Consider the following 17426-nt stretch of genomic DNA (forward strand, 5'->3'; position numbering starts at 1 on the left):
AGTCGCACAATAGCGTACACTTGTACGCCGAACAAGTCCGATCAGACATTTTCTGCGGAAATTTGCACCGATGGACTCACATCGTTAAGATCGTGCCACTGCCTGTCAGACGAGTAACTTACGTGAAACAAAACGCTATACAACCCGCCAACCTCGAATTCAACGCTGAGGGTACACCTGTTTCCCGAGATTTTGATGACGTCTATTTTTCTAATGATAACGGACTGGAAGAAACCCGCTATGTTTTCCTCGACGGAAATCAGCTCAGCGCACGCTTTCCCGCCCATCCGCGCAGTCTGTTTGTCGTCGCAGAGAGCGGGTTCGGTACCGGCCTGAATTTTTTGACCCTCTGGCAGGCTTTCGACCAGTTTCACGCTGCCCATCCTGAGGCTACGCTACAAAGATTACATTTCATCAGTTTCGAAAAATTTCCACTCACCGCGCACGACCTGCACCTGGCGCACCAGCGCTGGCCGGAGCTTGCCCCGTGGGCTGAACAACTTCAGGCGCAGTGGCCGCCCGCCATCGGCGGTTGCCATCGTCTGCTGCTGGACGGTGGACGCGTCACGCTGGACTTATGGCTCGGCGATATCAACGAACTGACCGATAAGCTTGATGATTCGATGAACCAGAAGGTGGACGCGTGGTTCCTTGACGGGTTTGCGCCAGCCAAAAACCCGGAGATGTGGAGTCAGCATCTGTTTAGCGCCATGGCGCGTCTGGCGCGGCCTGGCGCAACGCTCGCGACCTTTACCTCGGCGGGGTTTGTCCGCCGCGGCTTACAGGAAGCAGGCTTTACGATGCGAAAAACCAAAGGGTTTGGCCGCAAGCGCGACATGCTGGTCGGGACGATGGAGCAGACGCTGGCGATCCCCGCCCGGGCGCCCTGGTTTGCACGCCGCGCCAGCGCCTCCCGTGAGGTGGCGATAATCGGCGGAGGGATTGCCAGCGCACTGCTTTCGCTCGCGCTTTTACACCGTGGCTGGGAGGTGACGCTCTACTGTGCTGACCCGGCTCCGGCAAACGGCGCCTCCGGCAACCGTCAGGGAGCCCTTTATCCGCTTTTAAGCGCGCACGACCCGGCGCTGTTCCAGTTTTTCCCCGCGGCCTTTACCTTTGCCCGTCGCGTATACGACACCCTTCCGGTGGCGTTCGATCATGACTGGTGCGGCGTGACGCAGCTCGGCTGGGATGAAAAGAGCCAGCAAAAAATCGCGCAGATGCTGTCGCTGGGCCTGCCGGAAGAGATTGCCCGCGCGGTAAGTGCGAAAACGGTGACAGACACCACCGGCGTTGAGACGGGCTGCGGCGGTATTCAGTATCCGCTCGGCGGCTGGCTGTGCCCTGCCGAACTGACCACTGCGGCGATTACCCTGGCACAGTCACGCGGGCTGACGGTGCATTATGCTCATAAGGTTGCATCGCTTAGCCGGAAAACCCACTGGACCCTGCGCTTTGCCGATGGCAAAGAGGCCACGCATGCCAGCGTTGTGCTGGCAAACGGACATCACATCAATCAGTTTGTCCAGACAGAGACATTGCCCGTTTATCCGGTTGGCGGCCAGGTGAGCCATATTCCGACCGCATCTGCACTGAGCCAACTGCGCCAGGTGCTGTGCTATGACGGCTACCTGACGCCGCAAAATCCGTCTAATGCTCATCACTGCATTGGTGCCAGTTACCATCGCGGTGAAACAGACACGCATTACCGCGAGGAGGATCAGCAGCAGAACCGCCAGCGCCTGATTGACTGCTTCCCGGACGCGGCGTGGGCGAGAGAGGTTGACGTCAGCGAGGGCGAAGCGCGCTGCGGCGTACGCTGCGCCACCCGCGATCATCTGCCCATGGCGGGAAATGTACCGGACTATGAGGCAACGCTTGAGGCGTATCAGGATCTGGCTGAACACAAGGAGACGGCTGTGGTCTCACCGGTCTATCCGGAGCTGTTTATGCTGGGCGGGCTGGGCTCGCGCGGGTTGTGTTCTGCACCGCTGCTGGCTGAAGCGTTAGCGGCGCAAATGAGCGATGAGCCCATTCCGCTGGACAGCACCACGCTCGCAGGGCTGAATCCGAATCGTTTGTGGGTGCGGAAATTGCTGAAGGGGAAACAGGTTAAATAGGGTGCCCTCTCCCACCGGGAGAGGGAGGTGAAACGCTTACTTCGCTTTCGCCTGCTGGAACAGGTTGTCCCACATACCCAGCACCAGAGACTGGTCGCGCGGAGAAAGCTCGCCCGCCTGGATGGCTTTTTCCAGGCTGCGGCTCACTTCATCATGAATGGCCTCGGCAGAGTGATCGTCCCCGGCTTCCAGCTCGGCAACGGCCAGCGTCAGGTGACCACGCAGATAACCGCTGGCGAACAGCTCATCATCACTGGCGTGTTCCACCATGTCATCAATTAACGCCAGAATGCGTGATTCAAATTCTGCGATCATCTTCTTTCCTCTGTTAAAGATCTTCCGGCCACGGGAAGCATTCCGCCGTGATCTCCGGCGTATGGTAATAATTCTGTAAAGCCTTGATCAGACGTGCCGGGCGTTCCGGGATGCCTTTCTCAAGATACTCCATCACCTGCGCATGCACGCGGCGCTGGAAGAGAATACGGTCTGGCTCGAAATCCCCTTCGAGATTGTCACAACTGACGTTGAACGGGAAACCCGCCGCCACGCAGAACAGCCACTCCAGCGCCTGCGGTTTGACTTCCACATCTTCAAACTGACCCTGCGTGGCCGCGTCACGTCCGTCCGGACAGTACCAGTAACCAAAGTCCACCAGCTCGCGACGCGCTTTTCCCGCAATGCACCAGTGTGAAATCTCATGCAGGCCACTGGCGTAAAAACCATGCGCAAACACGATGCGGTTATAGGGCACCTCTGCATCAGCAGGAAGATAGATCGGTTCGTCGTCGCCTTTAATCAGACGGGTATTAAAATCATCAGCAAAACAGCCGTCAAAAATCTCAATCAGCTGTTCATAGTTATGCGTACTGTTCATGCGTTCATCCCCAGCCAGGTGAGGATCTCCTGTCCATGGCTGTCATAAAGAAGCTTGGCGCTCATCACCGCCGAGACGATGACGATCATCGGGCGAATCAGCTTCTGTCCTTTGCTTAATACCAGACGCGAGCCCGCGCGCGCGCCTAAAAACTGCCCCGCCATCATCACAAACCCGGTTGCCCAGATAACCTTGCCGCCGATGATAAACAGCAGCAGGCCGCCGACGTTCGAGGTGGCATTCAGCACTTTAGCGTGGGCGGTAGATTTGGCGAGGTTAAATCCGGCCAGCGTGACAAACGCCAGGGCATAGAACGACCCGGCGCCTGGGCCAAAGAAGCCATCGTAAAACCCGACGCAGCCGCCTGCGATAAGCGCGAAAGGCAGACCATGCAGCCGACGCTGCCTGTCCTCTTCACCGAGCTTTGGCATCAGCAGAAAGTAGAGGCCAATACAGATGACCAGCACCGGCAGGATCTGACGCAAAATGTCAGACTGTACATGCTGAACCAACAGCGCACCGGAGGTTGAGCCGATGAAGGTCATCAGAATATTGAGCTTCTGGTCGGCAAGATTAACCACCTTACGGCGAATAAAATAGAGCGACGCAGAAAGGGACCCGCCGCAGGCCTGAAGCTTGTTGGTGGCAAGCGCCTGAGCCGGGCTCATGCCCGCCGCCAGCAGCGCCGGAACGGTAAGCAATCCGCCACCGCCCGCGAGGGCATCGATAAAACCGGCCAGCATTGCCACAAAGAACAGCACCACCAGCAGCAGCGGTGACACCATAAACAGGTCGACGAAATTATCCATTAAAGTACATGCTCATCCAGTAGCGCCTGGCAGGAAGGCGGCAACGGAGGCGGTGTCTTCTTCTCAGGCTTAGAGGTTCCAGGTTTTGCCGGTTCAAACCAGCTTTGCAGTTCCGCACCGCAGCCATCGCCTGGCGGTGGTAGCGGCTGATCTTCACATTCCAGACTGTTTGCCGGGCAGCGCAGACGTACGTGCATATGCGCACGATGCTGGAACCACGGACGCACTTTGCGCAGCCAGTCGCGATCGGTTCCCTCATCCAGGCAGAGCTGCTGCTTGATGGCCGGGTTAACGAAGATCCGCGTGACCTCGTTGTCCTTAGCTGCCAGCTTAATCAGGCTGAAAACATCCGGGGTCCACAGCGACGGCACAACGCTTTTGCCGTCGCGCGCCACCAGATCCAGCGCCTGCGGCTTCAGCAGTTGGGCCGAGGTCCAGCGCGTTTTAGGCAACTGCAGGAAAATATCCACATCCAGCCCGGTCTGGTGACTGGCGTGCCCACCGTTGAAACGACCGCCAGCAGGCATACCCATATCGCCAATCAGCATCGTACCCAGCCCCAGGTTATGCACCTGGTTGCCCAGACGCTGGATAAACAGCACCAGATCCGGGTGGCCGAAGTAACGACGCTGGTCGGTACGCATCACCTGATAAGTATCCGACTGCAGAGGAAGCTCCTGCGCACCAACGATACAGCCATTGGAGAACGCACCAATCGACTGCGCGCTTCCCGCCACCGGGTGAGTGATTTTTTGCCATGGCGTGGCGGCCAGACTGGCCCCACTGGCGAGTAGCGCCAGCAGAGCAATTGCGGTTTTTTTCATAGTTACCAGCGTGGAATGGTGGTCGTCACATCCGCATTCTGCGCACGCTGGCGCAGGAAGTGATCCATCAACACGATTGCCAGCATGGCTTCTGCGATTGGCACCGCGCGGATTCCGACACACGGATCGTGACGTCCTTTGGTGATCATCTCAACTTCTTCACCAGAGCGGTTAATTGTGTGGCCCGGCACGGTAATGCTGGACGTTGGCTTCAGCGCGATATTGGCAATAATCTGCTGCCCGCTGCTGATGCCGCCGAGAATGCCACCCGCATGATTGCTCTGGAAGCCCTCTTTTGTAATTTCGTCACGGTTCTGGCTGCCGCGAAGCTGAACCACGTCAAAACCGTCGCCAATTTCGACGCCCTTCACCGCGTTGATGCTCATCAGCGCGTGGGCAATGTCCGCGTCCAGACGGTCAAATACAGGCTCACCCCAGCCTGGCGGTACGCCGTCAGCCACCACGGTCACTTTTGCACCGATAGAGTCGCCCTCTTTTTTCAGGCCACGCATCAGCTCGTCCAGCGCCTCCAGCTTCTCAACATCAGCACAGAAGAACGGGTTTTGTTCAACCTGCTCCCAGTCTTTAATGGCCAGCGGAATGTCACCCATCTGGGTCAGGCACCCGCGGATCACGATGCCAAATTTCTGCTGCAGGTATTTCTTGGCAATCGCCCCTGCGGCGACGCGCATCGCAGTTTCACGGGCGGAGGAGCGTCCACCGCCGCGATAGTCGCGAAAACCGTACTTTTGTTCGTAGGTGTAGTCAGCGTGGCCCGGACGGAACACATCCTTGATGGCACCGTAGTCCTGAGAACGTTGGTCGGTGTTTTCAATCAGCAGACCAATACTGGTCCCGGTGGTGCGGCCTTCAAAAACGCCTGAGAGAATTTTGACCTGGTCCGGCTCGCGACGCTGCGTGGTGTAGCGAGAGGTGCCCGGACGACGACGGTCAAGGTCGTGCTGTAAATCGGCTTCGGTGAGTTCGATGCCTGGCGGTACGCCGTCAACGATACAGCCCAGTGCCAGCCCGTGCGACTCACCAAAGGTGGTCACGCGGAATATTTGTCCAATACTGTTTCCTGCCATCACGGCTCCGATGTCGTTATTTGTGTGTGAGCGTTGTGAAACGGGCCGAAGCCCGCTGGATTAATCTTTGTAGATGCTGAAATGTTCGCGCGCGTCGAGCAGCTGCGCTTTGGTCAGCATAAAGACGCCGTCACCGCCGTTGTCGAACTCAAGCCAGGTGAACGGCACATCCGGGTACTGCTCTATCAGATGTACCATGCTGTTGCCCACTTCACAAATCAGAACGCCGTCGTCGGTCAGATAATCCGGTGCGCAGGCCAGAATGCGACGGGTCAGCTTCAGGCCGTCAGAACCCGATGCCAGACCCAATTCTGGCTCGTGACGGTATTCGTTTGGCAGATCGGACATATCTTCCGCATCCACGTACGGCGGGTTGGTTACGATCAGATCGTACTGCAGCGTCGGCAGGTCACGGAACAGATCGGAGCGGATAGGCGTAACATGGTGGATCAGCCCGTGTTCTTCAATGTTGTGCTCGGTTACCGCCAGTGCGTCGGTGGAGATGTCCACCGCGTCCACTTCCGCTTCCGGGAAGGCATAAGCGCAGGCAATGGCAATGCAGCCGCTGCCGGTACACATATCCAGAATGTGCTGCGGTTGACGGTTAATCAGCCCTTCGAAGTGGTTGTTGATCAGCTCACCAATTGGCGAGCGCGGCACCAGCACGCGTTCATCAACATAGAATTCGTGACCGCAGAACCAGGCTTTGTTGGTCAGATAGGCTACCGGAATACGCTCGTTCACGCGGCGGATCACACGCTCAACGATGCGGTGCTTTTCGCTGGAGGTCAGACGCGCGGTGCGCATGTCTTCCGGAATATCGAGCGGCAGGTAGAGAGAAGGCAGCACCAGTTGAACAGCTTCATCCCACGGGTTATCCGTGCCGTGTCCGTACCAGATATTGGCGGCGCTGAAGCGGCTAACCGACCAGCGCAACATGTCCTGTATGGTATGCAGCTCGTTTACTGCTTCATCGACAAAAATTTTATCCACTCTTTCCTCCAGGGCATGCTCGCATAATTTTCGGCGGCTAGTTTGCCATGAAGACGGCGATAAATCAGCAATGACGCATACCGCTTGAGGTTAAAAAATGCGTTTAGTCGGGTACACTATCGGAAATACGAGATGAGAACGACGAATGAAAAAGAAAACATCGCTCAGCGAGGAGGATCAGGCGCTCTTCCGTCAGCTCATGACCGGGACGCGTCAAATCAAGCAGGACACCATTGTCCACCGGCCGATGCGCAAAAAAGTCAGCGAAGTACCGGTCAAAAGGCTATTGCAGGAGCAGGCGGATAATAGCCACTATTTTTCCGATGAGTTTCAGCCGCTGCTTAACACGCAGGGTGCGGTCAAGTACGTTCGCGAAGATGTCAGCCACTTTGAGCTGAAAAAATTACGCCGGGGAGATTATTCACCCGAGCTGTTTCTCGATTTGCATGGTTTGACGCAGATGCAGGCGAAACAGGAGCTGGGGGCGTTGATTGCCGCCTGTCGCCGCGAACATGTGTTTTGTGCCTGCGTGATGCACGGCCACGGTAAACATGTTCTTAAGCAACAAACGCCGCTGTGGCTGGCTCAGCATCCACACGTGATGGCGTTTCATCAGGCGCCCAAAGAGTACGGCGGAGATGCCGCCTTGCTGGTGTTGATTGAGGTTGAGGAGTGGCAACCGCCAGAACTGCCCTGAAAACATGGCGGGAGGCATAGTTGCTCCCGCCTTATCGCACGTCACCTCAGATTGCTTTCGCCATCCGGAGATTGCATGGACTCATTTGCCAGTTGAAGACCCCTTTGCCGGTTTCGTCGAGGGTGACGTTGGCAATGGCGGAGGTCGTAAACATCGGTGGCGTCTCGCCCGGGCACAGTTCAGATACCAGATAGCCAACTAGTGGCAGGTGGGAAATGACCAGTGCAGAAGCGACACCTTCATTGCACAGCGCCTGCAGGTAGGCACTGACAAGGCCGACATCACCACACGGCGTGAGTTCAGGGAGAACATCCACGCTGGTCGGCAGGTTCATACACTCCCCTACCACATCCAGCGTCTGTTCAGCACGCAGGAACGGACTCACCAGAACGCGTTCAATGTCCACTTTTTGACCTTTAAGCCAGTTCGCCATCTGACGAGATTCGTCGCAGCCGCAGACGGTTAAAGGACGTACTGAGTCACTGGCGGCATCGAGTGCCGCGTCGCCGTGACGCATGATAAAAACTTGCATATTGCACCGCTTTTGTTAACCAGAATCACCGGCGTTAACTACCCGCGATTAATGCTTGAGGTAGAAAACCCGATGGCCGGGCATTGTGCCTGATCCATTCGGTGAATGAAACGCTGTTTTTTACCTCAATGGCGTAAGTATAGTCAATCTCTGTTTACAAAATCGCCAAATCAGATTCATTCACCGCCGGATTTACCCTTCTTTGACCTCAACTTACGAGGACAGTTTCCCTTGCTGGCCAAAATGTCTGGCCCCGTTCCGCCATCTGCAATAATTCGTCACAGGGTGTAAACCGGGGACCATACTGCGTGGCAAGACGTTGCAGAATCGCAACCACTTCACCCGCTCCGAGGGTGTCCATGTAACGGAACGGGCCGCCAAGGAACGGCGGGAAACCAATACCAAATACGGCGCCAATATCGCCATCGCGTGCGCTTTTAATCACCTGCTCGCCAAAACAGCGTGCGGCTTCATTAAGCATCATCATCACACAGCGTTCAGCACACTGAACGGCAGACAGTTTCGCCTGTCCGGTTGTTGGGATAAGCCCATAGACCGAAGGGTCGACCTGTTTCTTGCTTTTACGCCCTTTTGCACCGTAAAGATAGAAACCGCGTTCATTTTTTCTGCCTTTGCGATCGTCCTTCAAAATTGCAGAAACAATGTTTGCAGGCGGGCTAAAACGCTCGCCATATGCGGCCTCCAGCACAGGTATAATTTTAGTGCCGGTGTCTATTCCTACCTCATCCAAAAGTTGGATTGGGCCAACGGGGAAACCAAACTTGACCAGCGCCTCGTCGACATGTTCGATCTTCTCCCCTTCCACCAGCAGGCGCATCGCTTCGTTGATATACGGCGCCAGAATGCGGTTGACGTAGAATCCCGCTTTATCTGCCACGACGATCGGGGTTTTGCCCTGCTTTTTCGCCAGTTTCACTACCGTAGCAACAGTCTGCGGGCTGGTTGACGCGTGTGGAATAACTTCAACCAGCGGCATTTTTTCAACCGGACTAAAAAAGTGCAGGCCAATCACCTGCTCAGGACGCGCGGCTTTCGCTGCGATATCACCGATCGGTAATGAAGAGGTGTTCGAGGCGAAAATCGTGTGCGGCGCACAATGTTGCTCAACGTCCGCAACCATCTGCTGCTTAAGCGCCAGGTCTTCAAACACCGCTTCAATGACCAGATCGCGATGGGCAAAACCACGGTAGTCCGTAGTGCCGCTGATCATGGCCACGGTTTTATCCCGCTCGCTTGCCTTGATATGGCGGCGTTTAACCTTCCGATCAAGGTTCTGCCAGCTGTACTGCAGTGCGTGGTTGATCCCTTTCGGGTTGATGTCTTTGATACGTACGGGCAATTTGGCTTTGCTGGCTGTGACAAACGCAATGCCGCCGCCCATCAGTCCGCCCCCGAGAACGCCAACGGCGTTGAGCGGCGCATGTTCAGCGTCACTACCCGGATCTTTTTTAACGTCAGTGCTGGCAAAGAAGATGCTGCGCAACGCCTGCGATTGCGGCGTCATCGCCAGTTCACCAAAGGCTTTTGCCTCAGCGGCATAACCGCTGCTGCTGCCCTGCGACAACCCGGTTTCAATCACCTCAAGAATGCGCTTCGCCGCCGGATAGTTGCCTTTGGTCTTTTGTTCGGTTTTCTTGCCCACCATGCTAAACAGCAGCGCCCGCCCCAGCGGCCCGGCCAGGACGCGCTCACGTACCGGCAGAGCACGTCTTGCCTGACGTCCCTTCAGCGCCAGCTCTACGGCGGCTTCCAGCAAAATGGAATGCGGAACGACGTCATCAACCAGCCCCGCTTTCAGCGCCTGACGGGCGCGCAGCTGTTTGCCGGTTAAGATCATCTCCAGCGCTGTACTAACGCCAACCAGCCGCGGCAGACGCTGCGTTCCACCGGAGCCGGGAAGCAGCCCAAGCTGTACTTCCGGCAACCCAAGAACGGTTTTCGCGTCGTCAGTACAAATACGGCTGTGACAGGCCAGCGCCAGCTCCAGCCCACCGCCCAGGCATGCACCATGGATCGCGGCGATCGCCGGGATCGGCAGCGAATGGATCTCCGCCATCACCTGCTGCCCCTGGCGCGCCAGAGCTTCCGCCTCCTGCGCGCTTTGCGCCCGGGCGATCATGTTGATATCGGCCCCGGCAATAAAGTTGTCTGGCTTTGCCGAGATAAACACCAGGCCGCGAATCGCTTTGTTCTCGCGGATCTGCTTTAACATCTCGCGCACCTGAACACCAAATTCCGCCTTCAGGGTATTCATCTTTTCGTCGGGGACATCAATGGTAATCACAGCCACGTTATCGAGGCGAACCGTCAGATTAAATGCAGATGCCATTGCCATTATTCAGCCTCCAGAACCATTGCTGCCCCAAGACCACCCGCCGCGCAGGCGGTGACGAGGCCAAAACCGCCGCCACGGCGACGTAACTCATGTAATGTTTGGGTGATCATCCTTGCGCCCGTTGCCGCAAACGGATGACCGTAGGCGATAGAGCCGCCCAGTACGTTAAATTTGCTTTGGTCCACTTCTCCAGTGGGATGGGCGCGGCCAAGCACATCGCGAGCAAAACGTTCGCTGGCAAGTAGCTGGACGTTGGCCAGGGTTTGTGCGGCAAAGGCCTCGTGCATATCAATCAGCGTTAAATCAGCGAGGGTCAACCCTGCACGATCCAGCGCCAGCGGCGTGGACCAGGCCGGGCCTAACAGCATGTCCTGCCAGACGTCGATCGCCGTGAACGCGTAGCTGCGCAGATAACCGAGCGGAGTAAGGCCCAGCTCTTTGGCTCGCGATTCGGTCATCAGGATAACCGCGGCAGCACCATCCGTCAGCGGAGTACTGTTGGCGGCCGTAACGGTGCCGTGTTTGCGGTCGAATGCCGGACGCAGTCTGGCATAGTCCGCCAGCGTCGAGGTGCCACGAATGTTGTTGTCTTCCACCAGCGGTTCGCGGTAAGGCGGGATATACGCGGTCATCACCTCGTCGTTCAGCTTGCCTTCCGACCAGGCTTTCGCCGCCAACTGATGGGAACGGTGAGCCAGCGCATCCTGCTGCTCCCGGGTAATGCCGTAGGTTTTGGCCATCTGCTCGGCGGTGTCGCCCATGCGCAGTCCGGTGGAGTATTCAGCCACCGCAGGTGGAACAGGCATCAGGTCACGAAGGCGTAAACGCGAGAAGAGCTTGAGTTTTTGCCCGGCGGTGCGCGCTTTATTTGCATCCACCAGAACGCGGGCCAGCTTTTTACTGACCCCTATCGGCAGCACGGAGGATGAGTCTGCCCCGCCGGCGATCCCGGCGCGGATGGTGCCCGCCATCAGGCTTTCGGCCACGTTTGCCACCGCCTGAAAGCTGGTTGCACACGCACGGCTGACGCTGTAAGCATCCGTATGCACGTTCATTCCGGTGCCAAGGACAATTTCTCGTGCAATGTTGGGAGCTTCTGGCATCTGAACAACCTGGCCAAAAACCAGCTGCTCAATGACATCAGGCGGTATTTCGCTGCGAGCCAGCATCTCCCCCACCACCATTTTCCCCAGATCGACGGCCGGTATGCCGTGAAACGCTGTCGCCTGACGCGCAAACGGCGTACGCAATCCACTGACAATGGCAATGCGGTCACCTTGTCGGGTGATAAGCGGTAATGCCTGACTCATAACATTCCCCTGTAAAAATTTTGCAAACATAAAGTGGTCTGACCTGATAAATAGTCTTAACCATTTTTTTACATTCAGCCAATTGGGGAAACGAAAAAATGCGAACTAAAACACAGAGAAGAAAAAAGAAAATGCCCCGAGGTAAAAACAAAACGGTAACCCAGAGGTTACCGTTTTGAGTGTTTGCACCCTCACCCGTAGGAGAGGGCATCAGGCCGCGGAGATTAACGCAGACCGAGTTGGAAAATCAGCGTTTCAGCTTCGCAGGCGAAGACAAAGTCGATATCCAGCTTCACGCCGCCGTCCACTTCCGTGAAGGTGGACTTGATTTCACACGGATCGGATTCTACGTCGCGCGCGCGCTTGCTCAGCGCCGCCAGGGTTTCTTCCGCTTCGGCACGGTTGGTGAACACGCGGCTGTAAGAGGCGGTGCAATCGGAGTTGTCCATGATGGTACCAACATCCATACAGCAGCAAACCGGGGTTTCATCAGCACTGCATTTACTCATATCTCAATTTCCTCTGTATTCGCGCAGGACGCGAGACAAACACGATGCTGATATTTTACGCCCCGATGCAGACGCTCTCCAGCCGTTAATGGCGCAAAACGGGATAAGTGACCAATATCACACTAAAAAATGATCTAAAACAAAATTCGCCCTTTTGGGTGAGTCGTGATGGTCACATTTTTGCCAACCAGATCTCGTTTCAAGAAACATGTTTGAAAATATTAATAAACAAACTTGCAACATTCTAGCTGGTCAGACCTATACTCTGGCCACTGGTCTGATTTGTAAGTCATACCTCAGACCCTACACTTCGCGCTCCTGTTACGGTATGTAACAATTATTGAATAAAAATAACTCAATGAGGTTATGGTCATGAGCCAGAAAACCCTGTTCAACAAGACTGCGCTGGCAGTCGCAGTGGCAATCGTCTCTACGTCCGCCTGGTCAGCGGGCTTCCAGTTAAACGAATTTTCTTCCTCTGGCCTTGGCCGTGCGTATTCCGGGGAAGGTGCAATTGCTGATGATGCAGGTAACGCCAGTCGTAACCCTGCGCTGATCATGATGTTTGATCGCCCAACGTTCTCAGCGGGCGCCATCTTTGTTGATCCGGGTGTGGATATTACGGGCCGTTCCCCGAGCGGAGCCAGCCTGAATTCCGATAACATCGCACCAACGGCATGGGTGCCAAACCTGCACTTCGTTGCGCCAATCAACGACCAGTTTGGCTGGGGTGCATCCGTAACCTCTAACTATGGTTTAGCGACCGAGTTTAATAACGACTACGCAGCAGGAGCCTATGGCGGTAAGACCGACCTTGAGACTCTGAACCTGAACCTGAGCGGTGCTTACCGTCTGAACAGTAACTGGAGCTTCGGCGTTGGCTTTGATGCCGTTTATGCTAAAGCGAAAATCGAACGTTACGCGGGCGATCTCGGCAAAATCGTTGCGGGCTCCGGCGCACTGCCGCCGCCTCTGGCACAACAGGTTGCAGGGATCCCGGCAGACACCCAGATCGCGTATCTGAAGGGTGACGAGTGGGGCTTTGGCTGGAACGCCGGTATCCTTTATGAACTCGATAAAAACAACCGTTACGGTTTCACCTACCGTTCCGAAGTGAAAATCGACTTTGACGGCGACTACAAGAGCAGCCTGCCTTCTGCTTATAACCAGATCCTCGGCACCTTCGGCCTGCCAATGGGCACCGATGGCCGTACCACTGGCGGTTCTCTGAGTCTGCACTTACCGGAAATGTGGGAATTGTCCGGTTATAACCGCGTGGCACCACAGTGGGCGATTCACTATAGCCTGACCTACACCAGCTGGAGCCAGTTCCAGGAGCTGAAAGCGACCAACAGCAAAGGCGACACGCTGTTCTATAAAGATGAAAGCTTCCGTGATGCCTACCGCATCGCACTGGGTACCACCTACTATATGGATGACAACTGGACGTTCCGTACCGGTATTGCCTTCGATGATAGCCCGGTTCCGGCTGACAAACGTTCTATCTCCATTCCGGATCAGGACCGCTTCTGGCTGAGCGCCGGTGCGACCTATGCATTCAACAAAGATGCCTCTGTCGATGCGGGTGTTTCGTATATGCACGGTCAAAAAGTCAGCTTCAAGGAAGGTCCGTATGAGTTCTCTTCCGAAGGTAAAGCCTGGCTGTATGGCCTGAACTTCAACTACGCGTTCTAATTCGCGCAGGGATCAAAAAAGGTGAGCATCGCTCACCTTTTTTATTTATTCCGAATCGATATCTTTTAATTCGTTCTCGATTGCCTTCGCGTTTGGATTCTCTTCCGGCTTCAGCTTGCCACCATTGGCAATAAAGTCATGATTCTGGAAGTAAGCTTCACGCACCATGATGTATGGATCGGAAGACTGACGCAGCAGACCGTCGGAATCGAGCAGTTGCGCACGTGTTTCAATCCCTTCTACCGTCCATTTACCAATCGACAGCGGCCAGGTCAGCCACGAAAGAACCGGATACAGCGTATCCACCATATCACCGCCATCATCACGCACGGTAAAGCTGCCATAGAACGGCAGATGAACGTACGGGCCGTAACCGACGCCATAATGACCCAGCGTACTCCCGAAGCGGTGCGGCTGTTCACGCTGCAGTTTCGGGTTCGCCATGCCGGCGACATCGATAAAGCCCCCCATCCCCAGCAGGGAGTTCAGGAAGAAGCGAGTAAAGTGCACCATCCCCTGATACGGATCGCCTTGCAGGAAGTAGTTGACCATCACCGCTGGCTCTTCAAGGTTACTGGTGAAATTGCTCAACCCGTTACGCGCAGGCTGGGGAACATAATCACGCCATGCAACCGCCACCGGGCGAACCACATACGGATCCAGCACGTTATAGTTGAAGCTATACATTGAGCGGTTAAATCCTTCGAGAGGATCGGAGCGTCCCGTTTGCTCCCCGGAGCTGGCGCAGCCCACAAGCATCGTCGCGCCCAGCGCAAGCGCCGACAGCCGAAGTTTCATAAAATTCTCCCTGTTCAGTATGGCTATCGTTGATTGCCATCCGTAACGGAGCATTTGATGCTCCGTCTGTAAACGTGCAAGTGATTGTATCAGCACGTTTACCGATGTCTATGAGCACAATTACGGGCAGTAACCACCGTCACTCTGATCTCAGCATAGCCTGGCTTTTAGAATTCGTTTCGCTGGCAATTTTATAATGGCTTTGAATGAGATGTCTCACCTTTGTTGCCATTACCCTCACTTTAAGAGCATCCCCACGGGCATTTTGTTAAAAGCCGCTACGCTTAAAAGAAAGAACATCCAACTGGAGCGGTTATGAAAGACGTGGGCGAAGAGAAAATTGGCGAGAGCAATGAAGAACTTGAAATTGAGAGCGAGGAAAAAGAGCGCGGTGAAGAGATAGAAATTGATGAAGATCGCCTTCCCTCCCGTGCTATGGCGATCCATGAACATATCCGTCAGGATGGAGAAAAGGAGATGGAGCGCGATGCCATGGCCCTGCTGTGGTCCGCTATCGCGGCAGGCCTCTCCATGGGGGCATCGCTACTTGCGAAGGGCATTTTCCATGTGCAGCTTGAAGGTGTACCCGGTGGCTTTTTGCTGGAGAACCTGGGCTACACCTTCGGCTTTATCATCGTCATTATGGCCCGCCAGCAGCTTTTTACTGAAAACACGGTCACCGCCGTTCTGCCTGTCATGCAAAACCCGACTCTGGGTAACTTTGGCTTACTGATGCGTCTGTGGAGCGTGGTCCTGCTGGGCAACCTCATCGGCACGGGTATCGCCGCCTGGGCGTTTGAATATATGCCGATATTTGATGAACCCACCCGGGATGCGTTTGTGAAAATCGGTATGGATGTGATGAAAAACACGCCCGTGGAGATGTTCTCTAACGCCATTATCTCTGGCTGGATTATCGCGACAATGGTCTGGATGTTCCCTTCCGCAGGCAGTGCCAAAATTGTGGTAATCATATTAATGACGTGGCTGATTGCGCTGGCCGACACCACCCATATCGTGGTGGGTACTGTAGAAATCCTCTATCTGGTGTTTAACGGCACGCTTCACTGGACCGATTTCTTCTGGCCATTTGCACTACCCACGCTTGCGGGCAACATCTGCGGCGGAACCTTTATTTTTGCGCTGTTGAGTCATGCCCAGATCCGTAACGACATGTCTAATAAGCGTAAAGCCGAGCTGAAAGCGCAGGAAAATGATGAAAAATCGGCAAATAAATCGGCCTGAATGGTGACTCTTTGAGCAGTCGGGCGGCAATGCGCTTAACGCAAAGTGTAAATAACGGTATACTCGTGCCGCCTCGTCCCCTTAGTTAAATGGATATAACGAGCCCCTCCTAAGGGCTAGTTGCAGGTTCGATTCCTGCAGGGGACACTTTGATAGTAAACGTCACTGCGCTTTCCATAACTCCACGCAGTTTCGCCCCCGTCGTTTTGCCCCATACAACGCCTCATCCGCAGCCTGAATCAGACGTTCGTAGTCAGGATGACCATTAAACATGGCCGCCCCAATCGAAAGCGACAACGGTATTGGCTCGCCTGTCGGGGAATGAACCTTAATTTTTTCCACGCGTCGGCGGATCCGCTCGGCAATGCGCAGGGTATCGGCTTCGGTGATTTCCGTTAGCACAATCAAAAACTCATCTCCGCCGTAGCGGAAGACATAGTCACAGGTGCGAACGTTGTCATAAAACGCCCCGGCAACCTTTCTTAATATTTCATCTCCCGTGTTGTGCCCCCAGGTATCGTTGATTTGCTTGAACTTATCGACATCAATAAGCAACACCGACAGCGGCGTACCAGAACGACTTGCCTGGGTAATTTCACGTTTAAAAATGGTTGGCAGGAAGCGACGGTTGAGCAGACGCGTGAGCACATCCACGCCCACCTCGTGCCGGGCTACCTCATCAAACAGCTCATGCAGCAGGGTCACGATTTGCGAGAAGGTCGTTCGCGTCAGCCGCAAAAATTGCACCTGCCGCAGCCTGTCGTGAAGGGCATCGTCTGTCTGACGAACGTCATGAAAAGCCGCGTCGAACTCCTGGATAAGACGAGAGATATGCCCTGCTTCGGCAATACCACTGAAGTAGTGACGTCCCTTATGACTGAACCACAGCCCAAAGTCGGACTGCCCGAGCGGCCGGCTATTGTCGATGCTGGAGTCCAGCATCACTTTATAAAGCAGCGACAGTTCCCACGTCAGCAATGCGGCGGTCTGCCGCTCCTTCTCGACTTCCGCATTTTCCATCAGCGAGAAGATTCGATAGTTCTCGTCCTCTTTTGCCGCATTGTTCTCGCTGAAGACATACGCGCGCGACATCACCTCCATTGCCAGATCAATGCTGTTAATGGCGTAGTGATAGATGCTTAACTTGGTCTCAGAAGGGTGTGGTGTGGCATTAATAAGGGGTAACAACAGCTTTTTCAGGATCCGGAAACCCATCTCAACCAGGTCGACCGATATACCTATTCGGGCGTGAACATCGGCGGCGCGCTGCTGAGCCCGCATCTGTTCATCAACCTGTTCAACCCGGCAGGAGAGAACATCAACAAGCCAACGGCGCAGCGCTTCCTGCAGCTGCCTTTCAACCTGCTCAGTGGTCAGAAACTCCGCTGCATGAGGGTCGGCCAGGACCACACGATAGAACTCCGTAATCAGACCAGAAGCATGATCGCTGGCCAGTTGCGCAGTAAGTTGATGAACGAGGGGATCCGTTTCATTGATTAACTGAATCCACTCATCCCTTACGGTTTGTAAATAGGTTTCCATTTACACCCTCCAGGGGAGATCGTTAGCTTGTCCG

The 17426-nt window shown here is 55.2% G+C and carries 16 protein-coding genes and 1 tRNA gene; 5 read left to right on the forward strand and 12 right to left on the reverse strand.

Annotation, left to right across the window (positions count from 1 at the left end):
* Nucleotides 1-122: 122 nt before the first annotated feature.
* Nucleotides 123-2120 carry a bifunctional tRNA (5-methylaminomethyl-2-thiouridine)(34)-methyltransferase MnmD/FAD-dependent 5-carboxymethylaminomethyl-2-thiouridine(34) oxidoreductase MnmC gene (mnmC, locus tag ACQG19_RS17520; protein ID WP_246931964.1) on the forward strand — a complete coding sequence of 666 codons (1998 nt, stop codon included), beginning with the start codon at nucleotides 123-125 and terminating at the stop codon, nucleotides 2118-2120.
* 36 nt (nucleotides 2121-2156) lie between these two features.
* Here mnmC and ACQG19_RS17525 read toward each other — a convergent pair whose 3' ends face one another.
* Genes ACQG19_RS17525 through prmB form a run of 6 tightly spaced genes read right to left on the reverse strand, consistent with a single transcriptional unit; the run spans nucleotide 2157 to nucleotide 6708 of the window.
* Complete coding sequence (locus tag ACQG19_RS17525) at nucleotides 2157-2435, reverse strand: YfcL family protein (protein ID WP_013098147.1); 279 nt, start codon at nucleotides 2433-2435, stop codon at nucleotides 2157-2159.
* Between the two features lie 13 nt (nucleotides 2436-2448).
* Entirely contained in the window at nucleotides 2449-2994 is a 546-nt protein-coding gene (locus tag ACQG19_RS17530; protein WP_013098148.1) for an elongation factor P hydroxylase, read from the reverse strand.
* Entirely contained in the window at nucleotides 2991-3803 is an 813-nt protein-coding gene (locus tag ACQG19_RS17535; RefSeq protein WP_013098149.1) for a sulfite exporter TauE/SafE family protein, read from the reverse strand. The genes ACQG19_RS17530 and ACQG19_RS17535 overlap by 4 nt, the downstream gene beginning before the upstream one ends.
* Complete coding sequence (gene mepA, locus ACQG19_RS17540; RefSeq protein ID WP_020690615.1) at nucleotides 3803-4627, reverse strand: penicillin-insensitive murein endopeptidase; 825 nt, start codon at nucleotides 4625-4627, stop codon at nucleotides 3803-3805. The genes ACQG19_RS17535 and mepA overlap by 1 nt, the downstream gene beginning before the upstream one ends.
* 2 nt (nucleotides 4628-4629) lie before the next feature.
* Nucleotides 4630-5715 carry a chorismate synthase gene (aroC, locus tag ACQG19_RS17545; protein WP_023619788.1) on the reverse strand — a complete coding sequence of 362 codons (1086 nt, stop codon included), beginning with the start codon at nucleotides 5713-5715 and terminating at the stop codon, nucleotides 4630-4632.
* Between the two features lie 60 nt (nucleotides 5716-5775).
* Nucleotides 5776-6708, reverse strand: coding sequence for a 50S ribosomal protein L3 N(5)-glutamine methyltransferase (gene prmB, locus ACQG19_RS17550; protein WP_013098152.1), 933 nt, complete (start codon nucleotides 6706-6708; stop codon nucleotides 5776-5778).
* 145 nt (nucleotides 6709-6853) lie between these two features.
* Here prmB and smrB point away from each other — a divergent pair, with 145 nt between their 5' ends.
* The gene (gene smrB, locus ACQG19_RS17555; RefSeq protein WP_013098153.1) at nucleotides 6854-7405 is read left to right on the forward strand and encodes an endonuclease SmrB; all 552 of its coding nucleotides are present in this window, start codon (nucleotides 6854-6856) and stop codon (nucleotides 7403-7405) included.
* Between the two features lie 46 nt (nucleotides 7406-7451).
* On the opposite strand, the gene sixA is transcribed toward smrB, so the two are convergent.
* The 4 genes from sixA to ACQG19_RS17575 all read right to left on the reverse strand — a co-directional run bounded on the left by sixA (nucleotide 7452) and on the right by ACQG19_RS17575 (nucleotide 12112).
* Nucleotides 7452-7937 carry a phosphohistidine phosphatase SixA gene (gene sixA / locus ACQG19_RS17560; protein ID WP_014832802.1) on the reverse strand — a complete coding sequence of 162 codons (486 nt, stop codon included), beginning with the start codon at nucleotides 7935-7937 and terminating at the stop codon, nucleotides 7452-7454.
* Nucleotides 7938-8145: 208 nt separating this feature from the next.
* The gene (gene fadJ, locus ACQG19_RS17565; RefSeq protein ID WP_246931966.1) at nucleotides 8146-10293 is read right to left on the reverse strand and encodes a fatty acid oxidation complex subunit alpha FadJ; all 2148 of its coding nucleotides are present in this window, start codon (nucleotides 10291-10293) and stop codon (nucleotides 8146-8148) included.
* Complete coding sequence (gene fadI, locus ACQG19_RS17570) at nucleotides 10293-11603, reverse strand: acetyl-CoA C-acyltransferase FadI (protein WP_246931968.1); 1311 nt, start codon at nucleotides 11601-11603, stop codon at nucleotides 10293-10295. The genes fadJ and fadI overlap by 1 nt, the downstream gene beginning before the upstream one ends.
* A 224-nt stretch (nucleotides 11604-11827) precedes the next feature.
* The gene (locus ACQG19_RS17575; protein WP_014832805.1) at nucleotides 11828-12112 is read right to left on the reverse strand and encodes a YfcZ/YiiS family protein; all 285 of its coding nucleotides are present in this window, start codon (nucleotides 12110-12112) and stop codon (nucleotides 11828-11830) included.
* A gap of 372 nt (nucleotides 12113-12484) precedes the next feature.
* Between ACQG19_RS17575 and fadL the strand changes: the two genes are divergently transcribed.
* Nucleotides 12485-13807, forward strand: coding sequence for a long-chain fatty acid transporter FadL (gene fadL, locus ACQG19_RS17580; protein ID WP_014832806.1), 1323 nt, complete (start codon nucleotides 12485-12487; stop codon nucleotides 13805-13807).
* A 45-nt stretch (nucleotides 13808-13852) separates the two neighbouring features.
* Here the strand turns inward: fadL and mlaA are convergent, their stop codons facing one another.
* Entirely contained in the window at nucleotides 13853-14605 is a 753-nt protein-coding gene (gene mlaA / locus ACQG19_RS17585; RefSeq protein WP_013098159.1) for a phospholipid-binding lipoprotein MlaA, read from the reverse strand.
* A 315-nt stretch (nucleotides 14606-14920) separates the two neighbouring features.
* On the opposite strand from mlaA, the gene ACQG19_RS17590 reads away from it, so the two are divergent.
* Entirely contained in the window at nucleotides 14921-15850 is a 930-nt protein-coding gene (locus ACQG19_RS17590) for a formate/nitrite transporter family protein (protein WP_038420289.1), read from the forward strand.
* A 75-nt stretch (nucleotides 15851-15925) separates the two neighbouring features.
* Nucleotides 15926-15997: transfer RNA gene (locus ACQG19_RS17595), tRNA-Arg, on the forward strand.
* Between the two features lie 15 nt (nucleotides 15998-16012).
* Here the strand turns inward: ACQG19_RS17595 and ACQG19_RS17600 are convergent.
* Nucleotides 16013-17392, reverse strand: a complete 1380-nt coding sequence (locus tag ACQG19_RS17600; protein WP_013098174.1) for a diguanylate cyclase — start codon at nucleotides 17390-17392, stop codon at nucleotides 16013-16015.
* Nucleotides 17393-17426: the final 34 nt, after the last annotated feature.

Origin of the sequence: Enterobacter cloacae complex sp. 277I4, from assembly GCF_050031465.1 — a bacterium.
In the GTDB taxonomy this organism is placed as follows: domain Bacteria; phylum Pseudomonadota; class Gammaproteobacteria; order Enterobacterales; family Enterobacteriaceae; genus Enterobacter; species Enterobacter cloacae.